This is a genomic window from Cupriavidus nantongensis, from assembly GCF_041726985.1.
Taxonomy (GTDB): Bacteria; Pseudomonadota; Gammaproteobacteria; order Burkholderiales; family Burkholderiaceae; genus Cupriavidus; species Cupriavidus nantongensis_A.
Genome location: NZ_CP168303.1, coordinates 859,753 through 876,098 on the forward strand (window position 1 = coordinate 859,753; position 16,346 = coordinate 876,098).

Annotated in this window: 17 protein-coding genes; 9 read left to right on the forward strand and 8 right to left on the reverse strand. The window is 68.0% G+C overall.

The genetic code is table 11. From position 1 onward, the window contains the following. Positions 1 to 42: 42 nt before the first annotated feature. Both ACEI37_RS15015 and ACEI37_RS15020 read right to left on the reverse strand, forming a co-directional pair. Positions 43 to 1,218: an IS481 family transposase gene (locus ACEI37_RS15015; RefSeq protein ID WP_174080471.1), complete on the reverse strand. Its 1,176-nt coding sequence runs from the start codon at positions 1,216 to 1,218 to the stop codon at positions 43 to 45. A 122-nt stretch (positions 1,219 to 1,340) separates the two neighbouring features. Then, the gene (locus ACEI37_RS15020) at positions 1,341 to 1,817 is read right to left on the reverse strand and encodes a MarR family winged helix-turn-helix transcriptional regulator (RefSeq protein ID WP_373379582.1); all 477 of its coding nucleotides are present in this window, start codon (positions 1,815 to 1,817) and stop codon (positions 1,341 to 1,343) included. A gap of 202 nt (positions 1,818 to 2,019) precedes the next feature. Here ACEI37_RS15020 and ACEI37_RS15025 point away from each other — a divergent pair, with 202 nt between their 5' ends. From ACEI37_RS15025 to ACEI37_RS15040, 4 genes are read left to right on the forward strand one after another with little or no spacing between them, the layout of a single operon-like run. Beyond that, entirely contained in the window at positions 2,020 to 2,919 is a 900-nt protein-coding gene (locus ACEI37_RS15025) for a DMT family transporter (protein WP_373379583.1), read from the forward strand. 55 nt (positions 2,920 to 2,974) lie between these two features. After that, a complete protein-coding gene (locus tag ACEI37_RS15030; protein ID WP_116382223.1) occupies positions 2,975 to 3,763 on the forward strand; it encodes an SDR family oxidoreductase in 789 nt (262 codons plus the stop codon). A 49-nt stretch (positions 3,764 to 3,812) separates the two neighbouring features. After that, positions 3,813 to 4,211: a methylglyoxal synthase gene (locus tag ACEI37_RS15035; RefSeq protein WP_373379584.1), complete on the forward strand. Its 399-nt coding sequence runs from the start codon at positions 3,813 to 3,815 to the stop codon at positions 4,209 to 4,211. Between the two features lie 50 nt (positions 4,212 to 4,261). Further along, positions 4,262 to 5,239, forward strand: coding sequence for a quinone oxidoreductase (locus ACEI37_RS15040; RefSeq protein WP_252674420.1), 978 nt, complete (start codon positions 4,262 to 4,264; stop codon positions 5,237 to 5,239). A 70-nt stretch (positions 5,240 to 5,309) separates the two neighbouring features. On the opposite strand, the gene ACEI37_RS15045 is transcribed toward ACEI37_RS15040, so the two are convergent. The 6 genes from ACEI37_RS15045 to ACEI37_RS15070 form a co-directional block, all read right to left on the reverse strand. Then, complete coding sequence (locus tag ACEI37_RS15045) at positions 5,310 to 5,603, reverse strand: YkvA family protein (RefSeq protein WP_373379585.1); 294 nt, start codon at positions 5,601 to 5,603, stop codon at positions 5,310 to 5,312. Between the two features lie 100 nt (positions 5,604 to 5,703). Continuing rightward, positions 5,704 to 6,849 (reverse strand): BMP family ABC transporter substrate-binding protein, encoded by a 1,146-nt coding sequence (locus ACEI37_RS15050; protein WP_373379586.1) that lies wholly within the window; start codon positions 6,847 to 6,849, stop codon positions 5,704 to 5,706. A 55-nt stretch (positions 6,850 to 6,904) separates the two neighbouring features. After that, positions 6,905 to 7,825 carry an ABC transporter permease gene (locus tag ACEI37_RS15055; protein WP_373379587.1) on the reverse strand — a complete coding sequence of 307 codons (921 nt, stop codon included), beginning with the start codon at positions 7,823 to 7,825 and terminating at the stop codon, positions 6,905 to 6,907. A gap of 18 nt (positions 7,826 to 7,843) precedes the next feature. Next, the gene (locus ACEI37_RS15060) at positions 7,844 to 8,953 is read right to left on the reverse strand and encodes an ABC transporter permease (protein ID WP_373379588.1); all 1,110 of its coding nucleotides are present in this window, start codon (positions 8,951 to 8,953) and stop codon (positions 7,844 to 7,846) included. Then, positions 8,946 to 10,508 (reverse strand): ABC transporter ATP-binding protein, encoded by a 1,563-nt coding sequence (locus ACEI37_RS15065; protein WP_373379589.1) that lies wholly within the window; start codon positions 10,506 to 10,508, stop codon positions 8,946 to 8,948. The genes ACEI37_RS15060 and ACEI37_RS15065 overlap by 8 nt, the downstream gene beginning before the upstream one ends. A gap of 296 nt (positions 10,509 to 10,804) precedes the next feature. After that, on the reverse strand, positions 10,805 to 11,722 hold the full coding sequence (locus ACEI37_RS15070) for a pirin family protein (protein WP_373379590.1): 918 nt from the start codon (positions 11,720 to 11,722) through the stop codon (positions 10,805 to 10,807). A 669-nt stretch (positions 11,723 to 12,391) separates the two neighbouring features. Here ACEI37_RS15070 and ACEI37_RS15075 point away from each other — a divergent pair. Genes ACEI37_RS15075 through ACEI37_RS15095 form a run of 5 tightly spaced genes read left to right on the forward strand, consistent with a single transcriptional unit; the run spans position 12,392 to position 16,334 of the window. Further along, positions 12,392 to 13,108: an ABC transporter permease gene (locus ACEI37_RS15075; RefSeq protein ID WP_373379591.1), complete on the forward strand. Its 717-nt coding sequence runs from the start codon at positions 12,392 to 12,394 to the stop codon at positions 13,106 to 13,108. A 28-nt stretch (positions 13,109 to 13,136) separates the two neighbouring features. Continuing rightward, positions 13,137 to 14,072, forward strand: coding sequence for a glycine betaine ABC transporter substrate-binding protein (locus tag ACEI37_RS15080; RefSeq protein WP_373380264.1), 936 nt, complete (start codon positions 13,137 to 13,139; stop codon positions 14,070 to 14,072). 10 nt (positions 14,073 to 14,082) lie between these two features. Then, positions 14,083 to 14,733, forward strand: coding sequence for an ABC transporter permease (locus ACEI37_RS15085; protein WP_012352190.1), 651 nt, complete (start codon positions 14,083 to 14,085; stop codon positions 14,731 to 14,733). Beyond that, positions 14,730 to 15,905 carry a betaine/proline/choline family ABC transporter ATP-binding protein gene (locus ACEI37_RS15090; RefSeq protein WP_373379592.1) on the forward strand — a complete coding sequence of 392 codons (1,176 nt, stop codon included), beginning with the start codon at positions 14,730 to 14,732 and terminating at the stop codon, positions 15,903 to 15,905. Before ACEI37_RS15085 ends, ACEI37_RS15090 begins: the two co-directional genes overlap by 4 nt. A 54-nt stretch (positions 15,906 to 15,959) precedes the next feature. Beyond that, positions 15,960 to 16,334, forward strand: coding sequence for a hypothetical protein (locus tag ACEI37_RS15095; RefSeq protein ID WP_373379593.1), 375 nt, complete (start codon positions 15,960 to 15,962; stop codon positions 16,332 to 16,334). The last annotated feature ends 12 nt before the right edge of the window (positions 16,335 to 16,346 follow it).

Here is a 16,346-nt window from a genome sequence, read left to right on the forward strand (position 1 = left end):
GGTGGACGCATGTGCGAGGACATGGTGGACACATTGTAGACGTCAGGGGGTTACGTCCCTAGGTGATGCTTGTGGCCTGCACGCCGCTGCGGCGTGCAGACTAATTTCGCCGATTTCAAAGCGGCTGAACCATATGGTTAACACGCCGTCGCGCCGGGTCGGGCGTAGCGCGATCCACTGGCCGATGAACGCCTTGCCGATCTTGATGCGCCGGTTGCCAACCATGATCCGTGCGCTGCTGTCGACCTTGTAGACACGGTCGCCGCTCTGGTACTGCACCTCCGGCAGCGCCTCCGGGTAGGCCACGTTGCTCACGCGATAGCGTTGGGCCGGCACCTGCATGTCCAGGGCCTGATGGGGCCGCTCGTGGTTGTACACGTACCGATATCGATCGAAGACCTGCTGCGCCTCGGTGTTGTCTACGAAACGGCGGTGCTGCAGGACTTCGGCCTTCAGGGTGCGGTGGAACCGCTCGTCCTTGCCCTGTGTTTGTGGGTGATAGGGCCGTGAGTGGCTGACCCGGATGCCCAGTTGCATTAACCAGACCGTCAGCCTGGTGTAGCCCAGTCCCTCTTCGTCGCCGCCTCCCCATGGAGGGCCGTTATCCATGGTGATGCGCCGGGGCAGGCCGTAGCGGCGGAAGGCCTCGATCAGCTGCTGCTGCACCGTCTGGCGGCGCTGGTCCGCGCAGGCTGCCAGGCACAGGTTGAAGCGGGAATGGTCGTCGATCAGCGTGAGCGGAAAGCAGACGCCGTGCTCATTGGGCACCTGACCCTTGAAGTCCATCTGCAGCAGCTCGTTGGGTTCGTCGTGCTCGAACCGTCGCCAGGGGGTGGCCTGGGCGCTGGCCTGCGGATCGATCAGACCATGCCGATGCAGGATCGAGGTCACCGTGCTGGGCGCAGGCACCTCGGCGTGGCCCAGGTCGGACAGCCTGCGGCTGATCTTGCGCCCACCCCAGGTCGGGTGTTCGCGGCGCAGCATCAGCACCAGTTCCTCCAGGAAATCAGCGGTGCGCTCGGGGCTGTGGTGCGGCCGCCGGGGCCGGTCGGCCAAGCCCGCGGCGCCTTCCTGCCGATGCCGGGCCAGCCACTTATAAGCGGTTTGCGGACTGATCGAGAACCGTCGGCACAGCTCCCGACGGTTGCATCCCGGCTGGGACGCCAGGGCAATGAACTCCAGGCGAAGGCTCATGGTGTCTCGGGCGCTCCACGGCATGGTTCGTTCTCCCGGGCAGATATCTGCCCGGGAGTGTCAACCATGTCCTCGCACACCTGTCACCTATGTCCCCGGTCCATACATCCCGCAAGCGGGAGAGGGGAGAAAACCCCTCGACGGCGCTAGCCGCCATTCCCCTCATCAATCTCGCTCATCTTGCGCAGCAGGTAAGTCACCGCCACGCGCTCGGCCGGATTCAAATTGCCGAAGGTCTGCTCCGAGATCTCCTTGGCGAACGGCACGGTCTCCTCGATCAGGGCCAGCCCGGCGGGCGTGACCGTCACCACCACCTTGCGCCGGTCGTTGGGATCGTGCGAGACCGCGATCAGCTTGCGCGACTTGAGCCGGTCGATGATGCCGCGCACCGTGGCCTGGTCGATCGCGGTGGCGCGCACCACCTCGTTCATCGAACACGGCTGCCGGTCGCGCACCGCGCACAGCACCACGAACTGCGCCGCGGTCAGCTGCGAATCGGGGATGGTCTGCTGGAAGATCGCCACATGGCGCTGGTAGGCACGCCGCAGCAGGTGGCCCACCTGCTCGGTGAAGTCATAGTCGGCGGCGGGCTTGCCGGAAGGCGTGTCGGCGGGCTGGGGCACGAAAAGGGTGCGGTGGCTGGAGGTGACCCAGAGTATACCGAGGAAGGCCGCAAAACAGGTGGCGCGCGCGGCCGGGGCGGCGTCCGATGCCCTCGCGCCTTTTCGAATACAATCGTCGGGTCGTTTGCGGGGCCGCCGTGCCCGTCCGCTGTCCCTCGCTTTCCCCGTATTCTTCGTGCCCGCCTCCCACAAGTCTCTCGCCATGCCCGCCGCGCTGCCTTCGCCGCAGCGCTCGGGCCTTGTCATCGCCGCCGTGGGCGCGGTGCTGTTCTCCGCCAAGGCGATTGTCGCCAAGCTGATGTACCGCTACAACGTCGATGCCGTGATGGTGATCACGCTGCGCATGCTGTTCGCGGTGCCGCTGTTCATGGCGATCGGCTGGTGGCAGTCGCGCCGGCTGGCGCCGCTGTCGTGGGCGGACCGAGGCCGGGTGGTGTTTCTTGGCTTTATCGGCTACTACCTGTCCAGCTTCCTGGACTTCATCGGCCTGCAGTACATCACCGCCGGGCTGGAGCGGCTGATCCTGTTCCTGACGCCGTCGTTCGTGCTGCTGGCCACCGCGCTGCTGTTGCGCCGGCCGATCGGCAGGCACCAGTGGCTGTCGCTGCTGCTGGCCTATGCGGGCATCGTGCTGGTGTTCGCGCATGACCTCGATGTCAGCGGCAGCCAGGTGTGGCTGGGCGGCGCGCTGGTGCTGGGCAGCGCCATCACCTACGGTGTCTACCTGATCCTGAGCGGCGAGCTGGTGCGGCGCATCGGCTCGCTACGGCTGGTAGCGTATGCCATGTGCGTGTCGACCGCCTGCTGCGTGATCCAGTACCTGGTGCTGGGCCGCCCGCTGGCGGAACTGGCGCAGCCGGCGCCGGTGATGTGGCTGTCGCTGGTCAACGCGGTGTTCTGCACCGTGCTGCCGGTGTCGCTGACCATGGTCGCGGTGTCGCGCATCGGCGCGCCGATGGCGTCGCAGGCCGGCATGATCGGTCCGGTGTCGACGCTGCTGCTGGCCTTCTGGCTGCTCGGCGAGCCTGTCAGCGGCGTGCAGCTGGCCGGCAGCGCGCTGGTGCTGGGCGGCATGTATTTGCTGTCGGCAAGGAAAAACTGATTTGCGGGCCCGCCCGGCGCGGGTCCGTCACGGACAACAGACAAGGGAGAAACGTATGGATCTGGGACTGCGCGGCAAGCATGCGCTGGTATGCGGCGCCAGCAAGGGCCTGGGCTTCGCCTGCGCCGATGCGCTGGCGGCCGAGGGCGTCGATGTGGTGATCGTGGCGCGCGGCGCCGAGGCGCTGGAAAAGGCCGCGGCCGACCTGCGCGCGCGCCATGGCCGCCGCGTGATCGCGGTAGCGACCGACATCACCACGCCCGAAGGCCGCAAGGCCGCGCTCGACGCGGTGGCCAAGCTGGGCGATCTCGACATCCTGGTCAACAACGCCGGCGGCCCGCCGCCCGGCAATTTCCGCGACTGGGAGCGCAGCGACTGGCTGGCCGCGCTCGACGCCAACATGCTGACCCCGATCGAGCTGATCAAGGCCACCGTCGACGGCATGATCGCGCGCAAGTGGGGCCGCATCATCAATATCACCAGCGGCGCGGTCAAGGCGCCGATCGATGTGCTGGGCCTGTCCAACGGCGCGCGCTCCGGCCTGACCGGCTTCGTTGCCGGCGTCGCACGCGAAGTGGCGCAGCACGGCGTCACCATCAACAACCTGCTGCCGGGCCCGTTCAATACCGACCGCCTGTTCAAGACCATGGAAGGCGGCGCGAAAAAGGCCGGCCTGAGCGTCGAGGAAGTGGCGCAGCGCCGCGCCGCGGCCAATCCGTCGCGCCGCTTCGGCGAGCCGGCCGAGTTCGGTGCCACCTGCGCCTTCCTGTGCAGCCGCCATGCCGGCTACATCACCGGCCAGAACATCCTGCTCGACGGCGGCGCCTTCCCGGGCACGTTCTGAGCTGCAGTTTTTTCCGACGTTTACCGTACTCCGCCACAAGGAAGCCCTGATGACCCGGCCCCGTATCGCGCTGATCGCCCATGACCACAAGAAGGACGACATAGTCGCCTTCGCCGCGCGCCATCGCGCCTTCCTGTCGCAGTGCGAACTGCTTGCCACCGGCACCACCGGCGGGCGCCTGATCGACGAAGTCGGGCTCGACGTCACGCGCATGCTGTCGGGCCCGTGGGGCGGCGACCTGCAGATCGGCGCGCAGCTGGCCGAAGGCCGCGTCAGCGCGGTGGTGTTCCTGCGCGACCCGATGACGCCGCAGCCGCACGAACCCGATATCAACGCGCTGGTGCGCGCCTGCGACGTGCACAACGTGCCATGCGCGACCAACGTGGCCAGCGCCGAGTTGCTGCTGGCCGGGCTTGCGCGCGAGAACGGCGCGGCGCAGGCCAGCTGAAGTTCCCCGCATTCCCGATCGATGCCTCACCAAAACAAGGAGCGACGCAGATGAGCAAAGCCATCCGGATCGAGCAGACCGGCGGTCCCGAAGTCATGCAGTGGGTCGACGTGCAGGTGGGCGACCCCGGCCCCGGCGAAGTGCGCGTGCGCCACGAGGCCGTGGGCCTGAACTATATCGATGTCTATTTCCGCACCGGCCTGTACAAGCAGCCGCTGCCGGGCGGGCTCGGCATGGAAGGCGCCGGCGTGGTCGAGGCGGTGGGCGAGGGCGTGCGCCACGTGGCCGTGGGCGACCGCGTCGCCTATGCCGGCCGTCCCACCGGCGCCTATGCGCAGGTGCGCGTGATGCCGGCCGACATCGTGGTGCGGTTGCCCGACGCGATCCCGTTCGACACCGCCGCGGCGATGATGCTGCAGGGGCTGACGGCGCAGTACCTGATCCGCGACAGCTACAAGGTGCAGCCGGGCGACACCGTACTGCTGCACGCCGCCGCGGGCGGCGTCGGCCTGATCGCGTGCCAGTGGCTGAAGGCGCTGGGCGTGACCGTGATCGGCACCGTCGGCAGCGACGAGAAGGCCGAACTGGCGCGCGCCAACGGCTGTGCCCACACCATCGTCTATACGCGCGAGTCGTTCGTCGAGCGGGTCAGGGAGATCACCAACGGCAAGGGTGTGCCGGCGGTCTATGACTCGATCGGCGCCGATACCTTCCGCGGCTCGCTCGACTGCCTGGCGCCGCGCGGCACCATGGTCAGCTTCGGCAACGCCTCGGGCCCGGTGCCGCCGTTCGACCTGTCGGTGCTGGGCAACAAGGGCTCGCTGCGGCTGACGCGGCCGACGCTGATGACCTACGTGGTGCACCGCGAACTGCTCGAGCCGATGGTGGCCGACCTGTTCGACGCCGTCACCACCGGCAAGGTCAAGGTCGACATCCGCCAGCGCTACGCGCTGTCCGAAGTGGCGCAGGCGCACCGCGACCTGGAAGCGCGCAAGACCACCGGCTCGACCATCCTGCTGCCGCACTGAAAGCGGTTTTGCGCAGGCATGAAAAATCCCCGGGGCACTCGGTGTCCCGGGGATTTTTTTGTTGGCCGCTTCAGTGTGGCCGGACCGTGGTGGCGGTCGCGCGCGCCTGCGCCTGGCGCAGGATATGCGGCGGCAGGCGCTTCAGGATCAGGTGGACGGCCAGCGGGATCAGCACCACGTCGTCGACCAGCCCCAGGCCGGCAACCACGTCGGGCACCAGGTCGATCGGCGAGATCGCGTAGAACAGCAGGCCGAGGGCGGCGGGCTTGAGCCACGCGGGCGCGTCCGGATGGCGCAGCGCATACCAGAACAGGCGGCCGTCGCGGCGAACCAGCGTCCACAGGGCCGAAAAACGCTTCAACATGAGAGGCCTCCTTCACATGGCGGGCGCCTGACACTGGCGCATACGCAGAGAGGTTGGGCCGGTCTCGCCGGCTTCAAGTTCCGGAGGTGCGCGCGGATGCTCAACCCGGAATCTTCCCTTCCACGCCCTCGACATAGAACTTCACGCCGTGCAGGAATTTGTCGTCCGCGACCTGGTCCCTGGCCAGCTGTTCCTTGCCGGTGTTGTCCTTGATCGGGCCCTTCCAGATCGGCGCGGTGCCGTCGATGATGCCCTTCTTGCGCTCGTCGACCAGGGCCTTGACGTCAGCCGGCACGTCGGCGTTGTAGCTCTTCAGGTCGATCATGCCTTCCTTCAGGCCCCACCACGTGGTGCTGTTCTTCCACTGGTTGTTCAGCACGTCTTCGACCACTTTGTTGTAGTAGACGCCCCACGAGATCACCGACGCGGCCAGGTGGGCCTTGTCGCCGAACTTGGTCATGTCGCTGTCCCAGCCGAAGGCATGCACACCCTTTTCCTGCGCCGTCTGCACCACGGCGGCGGAGTCGGTGTTCTGCATCAGCATGTCGACGCCCTGGCCGATCAGCGTGGTCGCGGCTTCGCGTTCCTTGCCCGGATCGAACCACTTGTTGACCCACACCACCTTGACCGTGGCGTTCGGGTTGACGCTGCGCGCCCCCAGCGTGAACGAGTCGATATTGCGGATCACCTCGGGGATCGGCACCGACGCCACCACCCCCATCTTGCCGGTCTTGCTCATCTTGCCGGCGACCACGCCCGCCAGGTAGGCGCCTTCATACGTGCGCACGTCGTACTGGGCCAGGTTGTCGGCGGTCTTGAAGCCGGTGGCGTGCTCGAATTTCACGTCAGGGAATTCCTTCGCCACCTTGAGCATCGACTCCATATAGCCGAAGGTGGTGCCGAAGATCAGCTTGTTGCCCTGGCTGGCCAGGTCGCGGAACACGCGCTCGGCGTCGGCGGCGGATTCGGGCACGTTCTCGACGAAGGTGGTCTTGACCTTGTTGCCGAACTTCTCTTCGACCGCCTTGCGGCCGTTGTCATGCGCAAAGGTCCAGCCGGCATCGCCGACCGGGCCGATATAGACGAACGCGACCTTGAGCGGCTCGGCGGCCTGCCCGGCAGCCGGCGCGGAGGCGGCGCCGGCGGTTTCGGCGGGCTTGTCGGCCTCTTTCTTGCCGCAGCCGGCCAGGGCCAGCACGGCGGTGGCGGCCAGCGCCGCCAGGGTCTTCCTGCGCGTGACGATCATGATTTCTCCTTGTGTGAATCGTTGATGGCTCGGGGATTTCCGTCAAAAAAAACGATCAGGCGTTGCCGGGGCGGAACGGCTTGCCCAGCGACGCCGGCATGTTCAGGCGTATCCACGCCGGATTGCGCGAGATCAGCGCCAGCACCACGATGGTGGCGGCGTAGGGCAGCATCGACAGGAACTGCGGCGGCGCTGCTACGCCGATCCCCTGCAGGTAGAACTGCAGGATGGTCACGGCGCCGAACAGCCACGCGCCCACCAGCACGCGGCCCGGGCGCCAGGTGGCAAAGGTGGTCAGCGCCAGCGCGATCCAGCCGCGGCCCGCCACCAGGTTCTCGACCCACATCGGGGTGTAGACCAGCGACAGGTAGGCGCCCGCCAGCCCGCAGCAGGCGCCGCCGAACAGCAGCGTGCCGAAGCGGATGGTGCGCACCGGGTACCCCAGCGCGTGCGCGGATTCCGGCGATTCGCCGATCGCGCGCAGCGTCAGCCCCGCGCGCGTGCGGAACAGGAACCACATGATGGCCAGGCACAGCAGCAGGCTGAAATACACCATCCAGTGATGCTGGAAGAACGCCGGCCCGACAAAGGGCAGGTCGGCCAGTCCCGGCACGGCCTTGGCCTGCGCCGGCATGGCGAAACCGACGAAGCGCTGGCCCATGAAGGCCGACAGCCCGGTGCCGAAGATCGACAGCGCCAGCCCGGTGGCGACCTGGTTGGTGGCCAGCACCAGCGCCAGCCACGAGAACAGCGTGGCCATCAGCATGCCGGCCAGCGCGCCGGCGGCGAAGCCGAGCAGCGGCGACTGGGTCTGGTAGCCGACCATGAAGCCGGCCACCGCGGCGACCAGCATCATGCCTTCGGCGCCCAGGTTGAGCACGCCCGAGCGTTCGTTGATCAGCAGGCCCAGCGCTGCCAGCAGCAGCGGCGTGCCGGCGTTGATGGCGGTGGCGATGAGGGGAGCGAGTTGTTCCATGTCTTTGGTGGGCTCCGCTCAGGCCGTGGTGGCGCGCCAGCGCAGGCGGTTGTCGATCAGCGTGTCGCATGCCAGCAGGAAGAACAGCAGCATGCCCTGGAACACCCAGCCGATGGCCGAAGGCAGGCCCAGGCGCGACTGCGCCATCTCGCCGCCGATATAGAACAGCGACATCATGATGCCGCCGAACACGGTCCCGACCGGATGCAGCCGGCCGATAAAGGCGACGATGATGGCGGTGAAGCCATAGCCCGGCGAGATCGACGGCAGCAACTGCCCGATCGGCCCGACCACTTCGAACGCGCCCGCCAGGCCCGCGGTGGCGCCCGAGATCAGCAGCGCGCTCCACAGCGCGCTGCGCGCCGAGAAGCCCGCATAGCGCGCCGCGGCCGGCGCGGTGCCGCCCACCTGCAACCGGTAGCCGGCGAAGCTGCGGAACACGAACACCGTCATCACCGCCACCAGCACCAGCATCACCACAAAGCCGGCGTGCAGCCGCGAGCCCGTCATCAGGTTGGGCAGCAGGTATTCGGACGAAAACACCTTCGATTGCGGAAAATTCATGCCGTTGGGATCCTTCAGCGGCCCGTTGACCACCCACAGCAGCAGCTGCTGCGCGATATAGGTCAGCATCAGCGAGACCAGGATCTCGTTGGCGTTGAAGCGGTCCTTCAGCAGCGCGGTAAGCGATGCCCACGCCATGCCGCCGACGATGCCAGCCAGCGACGCCAGCACCAGCACCACGGTGCCGTTGATCGTTTGTCCCGGCACATCGAAAACCAGCACCGCCGCGCCGGCGCAGATGCCGCCGGCAATCAGCTGGCCGTCGGCGCCGATATTCCACACGTTGGCGCGGTAGCACACCGACAGGCCCAGCGCGCACAGCACCAGCGGCACGGTCTTGAGCAGCACCTCGCCGATCGCGCGCTTGTCGCGCAGCGGATCGGCCAGGAACACCTTGAGCGCGGCCACCGGGTCCTTGCCGAGCGCCAGGAACAGCAGCGCCCCGAACAGGAGCGTCAGCGCCAGCGCCAGCACCGGCGAGGCGTAGGCCATCGCGCGCGAGGGCATGCCGCGTGGCGCCAGCGTCAGCGGGGAGCGAGGCATCAGGGTGCGCACATCAGCCATGGCTTGCCACCTCCGTGCCGGCATGGGGCCGGGCCGGGCCGCCATCCCACAATCCGCTCATCCACAGTCCGACTTGCTCGCGCGTGGCGGTCTCGGCGGAGACCGACGGCGACAGCCGGCCCTTGGCGATCACGTGCAGCCGGTCGCAGATCGCAAACAGTTCGTCGAGTTCTTCCGATACCACGAGGATGGCGCAGCCGGTGGCCTTCAGCGCCAGGATCTCGTTGTGGATCTGCGCCGCGGCGCCGACGTCGACGCCCCAGGTGGGCTGCGCCACGATCAGTACCTTCGGGCCGCTTTCGATCTCGCGGCCGACAATGAATTTCTGCAGGTTGCCGCCAGACAGGCTGCGCGCCAGCGCGTGGGGGCCGCTGGCCTTGACGCGGAAGCGGTTGATCACGGCCGAGGCCAGCCCGCTGGCGGCGCCGGGCGAGATCATGCCTTGCCGGACATAGGGCGGGGTCTGGTGCGACAGCAGGATATTGGTGGCCAGGCTCATGCCCGGCACCGCGCCGCGGCCCAGGCGCTCTTCCGGCACGAAGGCCAGTCCGGCTCGGCGCCGCTGGCGCGCATCGAGGCGGCCCGCGGGCTTGCCTTCGAGCTGCACCGAGGTGGCATCGGCGCGCGTGTCTTCGCCGGACAGCGCTGCCAGCAACTCCTGCTGGCCGTTGCCCGAGACCCCGGCGATGCCGACGATCTCGCCCGCGTGGACATCGAGCGAAACCTGGCTCAGCTCGGTCGCGAACGCGTGCGCGCGCGGCAGCGACAGGCCCTGCACGCTCAGCCGCACCGGACCGCGCTGCGCAGCCACGCGCGCCTCGCGCGGCGGCTCGCCGCCGATCATCAGCCGCGACAGCGACGCCGCGGTTTCCTGGCGCGGATCGCATACACCGGTGACCTTGCCCATGCGCATCACGGTGGCGTGATGGCACAGCGCGCGGATCTCGTCGAGCTTGTGGCTGATGTAGAGGATGCTGGTGCCTTCGGCGGCCAGCTGGCGCAGCGTGACGAACAGCGTTTCCACCGCCTGCGGCGTCAGCACCGAGGTGGGCTCGTCCAGGATCAGCAACTGCGGGCTGGCCAGCAGCGCGCGTACGATCTCGCCGCGCTGGCGCTCGCCCACCGATAGCGTATGCACATGACGGCTGGGCTCCAGCGGCAGGCCGTAGCGTTCGGCGGTGGCGCGGATGCGCTCGGCCAGCTGCTTCATATTGCCCTGCTGTGCGGCCGGCAGGCCCAGCGCGATGTTCTCGGTGACGGTCAGCGTGTCGAACAGCGAGAAATGCTGGAACACCATGGCGATGCCCAGGTTGCGGGCGTCGTGCGGGCTGCCGATGCTGACCGGCGCCCCGTTGAAGTGCATCTCGCCGGCATCCGGTCGGACCGCGCCGAAAATGATCTTCATCAGGGTGGACTTGCCGGCGCCGTTTTCACCCAGCACGGCATGGATCTCGCCGGGCGCAACGCTGAGGCTGACGTCGTCGTTGGCGACGACGCCCGGGTAGCGCTTGCTGATATGGGCCAGCGCCAGCCGGGGAGGGAGTTGTGATGTCACTGAGGCGGCTCGGGTTGTTGTAGTGGCAGCAACGGGGATGCGTCAAAGCGCGGCAGTGCGTGGCGCAGCATCGCCGCGACGCATTGCAGCATTCATCATGGTTTCGTGATGCCGGATATTGGTGATGAATTATATAAGTGCGCGGGGCCCGGAAGGCCCGAATCGGGCCGGTGTCCAGTCTGTGCAACGGTTGGCGGGTGGTTGCAAGTCGCATGCCGGCAGCAGCACGAAAAAAACCGCCGCCTCCTTGCCGGAGGCGGCGGTCTTGTGACACTGGAGAGCAGAACAGCGCCGGATTACGCGCTCGTAGCAGTCGCAAACCGCCCATCGCGGAAATCCGCCAGGGTTTGGTAGATCTGCTCCTGCGTGTTCATCACGAACGGGCCGTACTGCGCGATCGGCTCGTTCAGCGGGCGGCCGGCGATCAGCAGGAAGCGCGCGTCGGCCTCGGCCCTGACGATGACGCCGTCAGCCTGGCCGGCGTTGTCCAGCACGCCCATGTGCTGCGCCTCGACCACGGCGCGGTCATCGCCCGTGCCGACCGAGACTTCGCCCCGGTACACGTAGATAAAGGCGTTGTGCCCGGCCGGCAGCGCCTGCGTGAAGTCCTGGCCAGCCGGCAGCTCGACGTCGAGGTAGACCGGCTCGGTCACCGGACGCGTGATCGCGCCCGCCACGCCATGGCTCGCGCCGGCCAGCACGCGCACTGTGGCGCCATGCTCCAGCGCCACCGTCGGGATCTCGGCGGCGGGCAGGTCGCGGTACCACGGCGCCGTCATCTTGTCGGCGGCCGGCAGGTTCAGCCACAGCTGGAAGCCTTCCATGCGGCCGTCCTCCTGCTCGGGCATTTCCGAGTGGACGACGCCGGCGCCGGCCACCATCCACTGCGCGCCGCCGTTCTGCAGCAGGCCCTCGTTGCCGGCGCTGTCGCGATGGCGCATGCGCCCGGCCAGCATATAGGTGATGGTCTCGAAGCCGCGGTGCGGATGATCGGGGAAGCCCCCGATGTAGTCGTCCTTGCTGTCGGTGCCGAAGGCATCGAGCATCAGGAACGGGTCCAGCCGGCGCTGCAGGTTCTGCGTCAGCACGCGCGTCAGCTTGACGCCGGCGCCGTCCGAGGTGGCGATGCCGCGCACCACGCGGTCGACGGTGCGCGAGCGCTGCACGCTTTCCGCGGCAGCGGCGGGAATGGTGGCGAGGGTACGGGTATCCATGTCTTGCTCCTGTGGGGCGGTCCGGCGCGTCGATGGCGGCGGTCCGTCGTTTCAGCTACCTCGTCAATTTAGTGGTTTGGCGGGGAAAGAGTAGAGGGCGCACGGGCAACAGATTGTTCTGCTGGTGCGTCAAGTCTCGCATGCCGCTGCTTCGATTTCAGAACGATCGCCCCGCTGCGTGTGCCGGGTCCTGAGCCTGCGGTAGCGGCGCCGGGAAGCCCGAAGATCGGTGCCAGATGGGCTCGAGAAAGGCCAAAGATGACAAGATCGATGAAGATCGCTATAATAGCGCTCTCTTTGTCATCCGTTGATGCGAGAAGCGGGGTGGGGAAAGTACCGCCAGCCCTTGCCAGTCAACGGCCGATGGACCGGCGGCGCGTCGGAAAACTTCAATACTTGCGCTGCCACTGGCCAACCGTTCGCGATGTGCTTGCACCGCCGGTTGCGCCGCTTCAGGGACTGCCGTCCACGGCATCCCGTCAATCGAGATTCCCCGCCCACGGCGGACGAATCCACAGACCGTCCGCCGGCAATCGTGCCGGTCATGGCGGCAATGCAATCTGAACCGGGACTGGTGGCGCCCCATCTCCGCACACACCAGCCCATATTGTTTTCCGTCGCCGGAAAGTGGCGTGCTGCGCGCTTTTTGGGCCGGGAGAAGGGGAGAGTATGTCAAAGCAACCGGCACGGGCACTGGCCTGGGCGGGACTGACGCTTGCCGCGCTGGCCGCACTGGTGGCCTGGATCGGCGTCGACGTGATCCGCCAGTACCAGGAGCGCCTGCTCTACGACGTCGCCGATCACCTGCGGCTGGTGGTGCTGTCGATGGCGCTGGCGCTGGCCACCGGCATCCCGGCGGGCATCGCGCTGAGCCGCCCGTGCATGCGGCGCTGGGCTGACCGGCTGATGCAGGTCTTCAACGTCGGTAATACCGTGCCGTCGCTGGCGGTGCTGGCCCTGGCGCTGGCCGTGCTCGGCATCGGCGAGCGGCCCGCCATCCTGGCGCTGTGGCTGGCCTCGCTGCTGCCGATCGTGCGCAATACCTACGAGGGCCTGCGCAATGTCTCGCCCACGCTGCTGGAAGCCGCGCGCGGCATCGGCATGACCCCGGCCCAGCGCCTGCTGCGGGTGGAGCTGCCCAACGCGCTGCCAGTGATGCTGGCCGGCATTCGCATCGCGCTGGTGATCAACGTCGGCACCGTGCCGCTGTCGTTTCTGATCGGCGCCAACAGCCTGGGCGAGCTGATCTTCCCGGGCATCTACCTGAACAACCAGCCGCTGCTGCTGCTGGGCGCCGCCGCCACCGCGCTGCTGGCGCTGGCGCTCGATGCACTGTTTGCCGCCGCCGGCCAGCTGTACCTGCGCCGCCGCGGCCTGGCGCGCTGAACTGGGAGACACCGACATGGAAAAGCAGATGCAATACATCCGCCGCCGCGCGCGCCGGGTCGTGCTGCTGGTGGCGGCGGTGACCGCCTTCGCCGCAGGCCTGGCGCTGGCCACCGCGCCCGAGGCCCGGGCCGCGGGCGCCGCCCTCCGCGTGGGCGGCAAGAACTTCACCGAACAGCTGCTGCTGTCGTCGATGACCACCCGCTACCTGCGCGCCAAGGGCTTCGATGCCGAGCTGACCGCCGGCCTGGGCAGCACGCTGATGCGCCAGGCGATGGAGAACGACCAGCTCGACGTGGTGTGGGACTACACCGGCACCGCGCTGATCGTGTTCAACAAGGTCGAGGAGAAGCTCGATGCGCGGGAAAGCTATGCGCGCGTCAAGCAGATGGACGGCGCGCGCGGGCTGGTGTGGCTCGACGCCTCGGGCATCAACAACACCTATGCGCTGGCCATGCCGAAGGCGCGTGCGGCCGCCAGCGGCGCGACCACGCTGTCGGCCTTTGCCGAGCAGATGCGCAAGGCCGGCGCCGACGCCAGCCATCCGTTCGCCGTCGACATGGAATTCGCGGCGCGTCCGGACGGGCTGGAGCCGCTCAAGGCGCTGTACCAGCTGCCGTTCTCGCGCCGCGACGTGATCCAGCTCGATCCGGGCCTGGTCTACACCGCGCTGAAGAACAACCAGGTCGAACTGGGCCTGGTGTACGCCACCGACGGCCGCGTCAAGGGCTTCGACCTGGTGCTGCTGGAGGATGACCAGCATTTCTTCCCGCCGTACAACGCGGCGCCGGTGGTGCGCAAGGCCGTGCTCGACCAGCATCCGGAGCTGGCCGGCCTGCTCAACGCGCTCGCGGCCACGCTCGACAACCAGAGCATGACCGACATGAACTACAAGGTGGACATCGGCCAGCAGCCGGTGGACAAGGTGGCGGAGGATTTCCTGCGCGGCCACGGACTGATCTGAGGAGGGCCGCATGGACTTGTTCGCATACCTGCAACACAGCTGGCCCACGCTGCTCAAACTGACCGGCGAGCATCTCGCGCTGGTGGGCTCGGCGGTGGGGCTGGCGATCCTGATCGGGGTGCCGCTGGGCATCCTGATCACGCGCTTCCGCGCGCTGGCGACGCCGCTGCTGGCGCTGGCGACGATCGTGCTGACGCTGCCGTCGATCGCGCTGTTCGGGCTGATGATCCCGATCTTCGCGCGCTTCGGCCATGCGCTCGGCTACGTGCCGGCGGTGACGGCGGTGTTCCTGTACTCGCTGCTGCCGATCATGCGCAACACCTACACCGCACTGGCCAATGTCGACCCCGGCATCCAGGAAGCGGGCCGCGGCATCGGCATGACCACCTGGCAACGCATGCGGCTGGTGGACCTGCCGCTGGCGGTGCCGGTGATCCTCGGCGGCGTGCGCACCGCCGTGGTGATGAATATCGGGGTAGCCACCATTGCCGCCATCATCGGCGCGGGTGGCCTTGGGGTGCTGATCCTGCAGGCGATCAGCCAGAGCAACATGAGCAAGCTGGCGGTGGGCGCGGTCCTGGTCAGCCTGCTCGCCATCGTGGCGGACGCCTTCCTGCAGTGGTTGCAGCGGGCGCTGACGCCGAAAGGAATCCGGCTATGATCGAACTCGACCAACTCACCAAGTCCTTCCCGCAGAAAGACGGCACCGAGATGCGCGCCGTCGACGCCGTGTCGCTGACGGTGCCGCGCGGCGAGATCTGCGTCTTCCTGGGCCCGTCGGGCTGCGGCAAGACCACCACGCTGAAGATGATCAACCGGCTGATCGAGCCGACCTCGGGCACGGTGCGCATCGAAGGCGAGGATACGCGCGGACTCGACGGCGTGACGCTGCGCCGCAAGATCGGTTACGTGATCCAGCAGATCGGCCTGTTCCCCAACATGACCATCGAAGAAAACATCATGGTGGTGCCGCGCCTGCTGGGCTGGGACAAGAAGCAGTGCCGCGAACGCGCGCGCGAGTTGATGGCGATGGTGCAGCTCGATCCCAACCGGCTGCTGTCGCGCTATCCGCGCGAGCTGTCCGGCGGCCAGCAGCAGCGCATCGGCGTGATTCGCGCGCTGGCGGCCGACGCGCCGCTGCTGCTGATGGACGAGCCCTTCGGCGCGGTCGACCCGATCAACCGCGAGAGCATCCAGAACGAATTCCTGCAGATGCAGCGCCAGCTCGGCAAGACCGTGATCATGGTCTCGCACGATATCGACGAGGCGATCAAGCTGGCCGACAAGGTCGCGGTGTTCCGCCGCGGCAAGCTGGTGCAGTTCGACCACCCCGACGCGCTGCTGGCGCATCCGGCAGATGAGTTCGTGCAGGCCTTCGTCGGCCATGACAACACGCTCAAGCGCCTGTTGCTGGTGCGCGCCGGCGATGCCGCCACCATGCCGCCGAGCTGCCACCCGGGCATGCCGCTGGCCGAGGCGCTGGGCGTGATGGACGACGCCGACGTGCGCCACCTGCCGGTGGTGGACGACGCGCAGGTGGCGCTGGGCTACGTCACGCGCCGCGATGCGCGTTCGGGTCAGGGCCAGTGCCGCGACGTGATGCGCCCGTTCGCCGCCACTGCAGCGTTCGACGAGCACCTGCGCATCGTGCTGTCGCGCATGTACCAGCACAACACCAGCTGGCTGCCGGTGATGGGCGCCGACGGCGCCTACCTGGGCGAGGTCACGCAGGAATCGATCGCCGGCTACCTGAGCTCGGGCCGTTCGCGCGGCCAGGCCGGCATGCCGGCGACCCCGGCTGCACCGGCCGCACCGCTGCGTGCCGCCGCCTGACCGGGCAGCCAGACCCCGCACGCACGCGCACGGCCGGCGCGCTATGCTAGAGGCATGCTTCGCTGCTGCCGCTCGCCCCTGTGTCTGGTCATCGAAACCCGCTGGCTGATCCCGCGCGGGTTTGACGGCTTCACGCCCGGCCCGCTGATCCTGCTGCGCCCCGGCGCCAGCCAGGCGCTGATCGAGCACGAGAAGGTCCACGTGCGCCAGTTCTGGCGCAGCTGGGGCCTGATGGGCGTGCTTTACCTGGCCAGCCGGCGCTGGCGCCTGCGCTATGAGGTCGAGGCCTACCGCGAGCAGCTGCGGCACAGCCCTCCGGGCGCGGCCCGCGGGCTGGCGCGCGTGCTGGCCACAAAGTACCGGCTGCGAATATCCGAGGCCGAGGCCTACCGGCTGCTGAAACAAGGCGTGCACGACGACGCCCAATGAAAAACGGCCCGC

What these genes read in the sequence shown, in the direction of transcription:
- ACEI37_RS15015 (WP_174080471.1), bottom strand. Translation starts at nt 1,218, where the DNA reads ATGCCGTGGAGCGCCCGAGACACCATGAGCCTTCGCCTGGAGTTCATT.
- ACEI37_RS15025 (WP_373379583.1), top strand. Translation starts at nt 2,020, where the DNA reads ATGCCCGCCGCGCTGCCTTCGCCGCAGCGCTCGGGCCTTGTCATCGCC.
- ACEI37_RS15030 (WP_116382223.1), top strand. Translation starts at nt 2,975, where the DNA reads ATGGATCTGGGACTGCGCGGCAAGCATGCGCTGGTATGCGGCGCCAGC.
- ACEI37_RS15035 (WP_373379584.1), top strand. Translation starts at nt 3,813, where the DNA reads ATGACCCGGCCCCGTATCGCGCTGATCGCCCATGACCACAAGAAGGAC.
- ACEI37_RS15040 (WP_252674420.1), top strand. Translation starts at nt 4,262, where the DNA reads ATGAGCAAAGCCATCCGGATCGAGCAGACCGGCGGTCCCGAAGTCATG.
- ACEI37_RS15045 (WP_373379585.1), bottom strand. Translation starts at nt 5,603, where the DNA reads ATGTTGAAGCGTTTTTCGGCCCTGTGGACGCTGGTTCGCCGCGACGGC.
- ACEI37_RS15050 (WP_373379586.1), bottom strand. Translation starts at nt 6,849, where the DNA reads ATGATCGTCACGCGCAGGAAGACCCTGGCGGCGCTGGCCGCCACCGCC.
- ACEI37_RS15055 (WP_373379587.1), bottom strand. Translation starts at nt 7,825, where the DNA reads ATGGAACAACTCGCTCCCCTCATCGCCACCGCCATCAACGCCGGCACG.
- ACEI37_RS15060 (WP_373379588.1), bottom strand. Translation starts at nt 8,953, where the DNA reads ATGGCTGATGTGCGCACCCTGATGCCTCGCTCCCCGCTGACGCTGGCG.
- ACEI37_RS15070 (WP_373379590.1), bottom strand. Translation starts at nt 11,722, where the DNA reads ATGGATACCCGTACCCTCGCCACCATTCCCGCCGCTGCCGCGGAAAGC.
- ACEI37_RS15075 (WP_373379591.1), top strand. Translation starts at nt 12,392, where the DNA reads ATGTCAAAGCAACCGGCACGGGCACTGGCCTGGGCGGGACTGACGCTT.
- ACEI37_RS15080 (WP_373380264.1), top strand. Translation starts at nt 13,137, where the DNA reads ATGCAATACATCCGCCGCCGCGCGCGCCGGGTCGTGCTGCTGGTGGCG.
- ACEI37_RS15085 (WP_012352190.1), top strand. Translation starts at nt 14,083, where the DNA reads ATGGACTTGTTCGCATACCTGCAACACAGCTGGCCCACGCTGCTCAAA.
- ACEI37_RS15090 (WP_373379592.1), top strand. Translation starts at nt 14,730, where the DNA reads ATGATCGAACTCGACCAACTCACCAAGTCCTTCCCGCAGAAAGACGGC.
- ACEI37_RS15095 (WP_373379593.1), top strand. Translation starts at nt 15,960, where the DNA reads ATGCTTCGCTGCTGCCGCTCGCCCCTGTGTCTGGTCATCGAAACCCGC.